Genomic DNA, 3,028 nt, shown 5'->3' with positions numbered 1-3,028 from the left:
ACCTATGCGGGCGCGCAAGGCAGTGCATCGGTCGGCGTCGGCCTCGGCGGCAACGTGCTGGTCGGCGGCTCCAACAATTCGATCGCGCTCCAGCCGCTCAGCGTGCAGGGCCAGGTCGGCCTCAACGTCGCCGCCGGCCTCGAGAGCCTGGAACTCCGCCCCGGCCGCTAACAATTATGCGTGTGATCGCGCCGTTCCACCGGCGCGATCACGACGACGCACCGCAGCGACGTTTGACGCTTGCCAAATCTCGGGGACGGGCAGAGCATCCGCGTTTGCCGACCCAATCATGGGCCGAGCTCCACACCAAGGAGACGGCGAATGGGACAAGACGTCAGAAGTCCCCGAGGTCCACGGTGCATTGCGCTGGTGGGCCCATTCCAAAGCGGTAAAACCACACTTCTTGAAGCGATATTGGCACGAACGGGCGCAATCCCGCGTGCCGGCAGCGTCGATGCCGGAACTTCCGTCGGCGACGCCACGCCCGAGGCCCGTCATCACAAGATGACCGTCGGCCTCACTGCCGCCACCACGAGTTTCATGGGCGACAGCTACACCTTCCTCGACTGTCCCGGTTCCGTCGAATTCGCCCACGACATGCGCGCCGCGTTGCCCGCGGTCGATGCCGCGGTCGTGGTCTGCGAAGCCGACGAGAAGAAGCTGCCCCAGCTTCAGATCATCCTGCGCGAGCTGGAGGAGCTGAAGATTCCGCGTTTCCTGTTCCTCAACAAGATCGATCGCGCCAACAAGCGCATCCGCGAGACGCTCGCAACGCTCCAGCCCGCCTCGCGCGTGCCGCTGGTGCTGCGCCAGATCCCGATCTGGAAGGACGAGTTGATCGAGGGCTTCGTCGATCTCGCGCTGGAGCGCGCCTTCATCTATCGCGAGCACAAGGCCTCCGAGGTGATCGCGCTCGAAGGCGGCGATCTCGACCGCGAGAAGGAGGCGCGCTTCTCGATGCTGGAGAAGCTCGCCGACCACGACGATGCGCTGATGGAACAGCTGCTGGAGGACATCCAGCCGCCGCGCGATGCCGTGTTCGACGATCTCGCCCGCGAATTGCGCGAAGGGCTGATCTGCCCGGTGCTGCTGGGCGCTGCCGGACGCGAGAACGGCGTGCAGCGCCTGATGAAGGCGTTGCGCCACGAGGCGCCGGGTGTTGCGGAGACCGCCAAACGTCTCGGCGCCCCCGAGAGCAAGGACGCGCTCGGCTACGTCTTCAAGACGCTGCACTCGCAGCACGGCGGAAAGCTGTCGCTGACGCGGCTGCTCGCAGGCCATCTCGACGACGGTGCCACGCTGCAATCCTCTTCCGGCGGCGCGGGGCGCATCTCCGGCATCCTCGCCGTCAACGGCGCCTACGACACCAAGCGCGCCGCGGCGGAAGCCGGTGACACGGTCGCGCTCGCCAAGGTCGATCCGGTCAAGACCGGCGACATGGTCTCGAGCGGCAAGACCCAGCCGGCAGCGCTTGTCGCCGCAGAACCGACGTCGGCCGTGCTCGCGATCTCGGTTGCGGCCACCGACCGCAAGGACGACGTCAAGCTCGGCCAGGCGCTGATGCGGCTGCATGAGGAGGATCCCTCGCTCATGGTCGTGCAGAACGCAAAGACCCACGACACCGTGCTGTGGGGCCAGGGCGAAATGCATTTGCGCGTCGCCAGCGAACGCCTGCGCGATCGCTTCGGCGTCAAGGTCGCCTCGCATCCGCCCGCGATCGGCTATCAGGAGACCATCCGCAAGCCGATCACCCAGCGCGGCCGTCACAAGAAGCAGTCCGGCGGCCACGGCCAGTTCGGCGATGTCGTGCTCGACATCAAGCCGCTGCCGCGCGGCGACGGCTTCAAATTCACCGAGAAGGTGGTGGGCGGCGCGGTGCCGCGCAACTACATCCCGGCGGTGGAGGAGGGCGTCGTCGACGGGCTCACGCGCGGTCCGCTCGGTTTCCCCGTCACCGACGTGCAGGTGACGCTGACCGACGGCTCCTATCACAGCGTCGATTCCTCCGATCTCGCCTTCCGCACGGCGGCGCGGGTCGGACTCAACGAAGGCCTGCCGCAATGCCAGCCGGTATTGCTGGAGCCGATCCACGTGGTCGAGATCGTCTGCCCGACGGATGCCACCGCCAAGATCAACGCGATCCTGTCGGCGCGGCGCGGCCAGATCCTCGGCTTCGATACCCGCGACGGCTGGAGCGGCTGGGACTGCGTCCGCGCCATGATGCCGGAAGCCGAGATCGGCGAGCTGATCGTCGAGCTGCGCTCGGCCACCGCCGGCGCCGGCAGCTTCACCCGTCAATTCGACCACATGGCCGAAGTCACGGGCCGCGCCGCCGACCAGATCATCGCCGCGCATCAGCACGCGGCGTGATGTAGTTCGCGCGGTAAGGAGGCCCCGCTCTCTCACACCCTCTCCCCGTTCTTACGGGGAGAGGGTGGGGTGAGGGGCTGCGTCCGAGCGCACGGCGAAAGTTGGACTCACGCCGCCTCCTCCTCTTCGTCATTGCGAGCGTGGCGAAGCAATCCAGACTGTCTCCGCGGAGGCGGTCTGGATTGCTTCGTCGCAAGAGCTCCTCGCAATGACGGGGGAGACTGACGGGCAGCCCCTTGCATTCGCCCCTCAATGATGTATTTTACATCATTGTACATGCTCCAGATATCATTTATAAGCTCTGATACGTGAGGCCAAGGTGATCACGTCGTTCCAGATGCGGGCAGCCCGCGCGCTGCTCGGCATCGACCAGAAAACCCTGGCCGAGCTCGCCGGCGTGTCGCTGCCGACCATCCAGCGGATGGAGGCCAGCACGGGCAATGTTCGCGGCGTGGTCGAGACCTTGATCAAGGTGGTCGAGGCGTTCGACCGGGCCGGCGTCGAACTGATCGGCGAGCAGGCGCGCAGCGACAGCGGCGGACGCGGTGTTCGCCTGCGGGAGCCCGGGCCGCCGCGTCGCGTTGGAGCATGATCGAGCGTTGATCGTGCTCGGGATCAGAATGACCTAGCGCATCGTCGCGCACGCGGGGGCGCGGGT

3 protein-coding genes are annotated in these 3,028 nt (G+C 66.6%); all 3 read left to right on the top strand.

Annotation, left to right across the window (positions count from 1 at the left end):
• Positions 1–171 (top strand): DUF992 domain-containing protein (locus AC1D00_RS34120; RefSeq protein WP_477013697.1); only part of this gene is annotated, 171 nt, incomplete at its 5' end.
• A 150-nt stretch (positions 172–321) separates the two neighbouring features.
• The gene (locus AC1D00_RS34115) at positions 322–2,370 is read left to right on the top strand and encodes an elongation factor G (RefSeq protein ID WP_477013696.1); all 2,049 of its coding nucleotides are present in this window, start codon (positions 322–324) and stop codon (positions 2,368–2,370) included.
• Positions 2,371–2,689: 319 nt separating this feature from the next.
• A complete protein-coding gene (locus tag AC1D00_RS34110) occupies positions 2,690–2,962 on the top strand; it encodes a helix-turn-helix domain-containing protein (protein ID WP_027547696.1) in 273 nt (90 codons plus the stop codon).
• Positions 2,963–3,028: the final 66 nt, after the last annotated feature.

The sequence above is a fragment of the Bradyrhizobium sp. P2_E8 genome (genome assembly GCF_056403875.1).
Note: the sequence above shows the minus strand (reverse complement) of the source record. Positions and strands in the feature narration are given on the sequence as shown.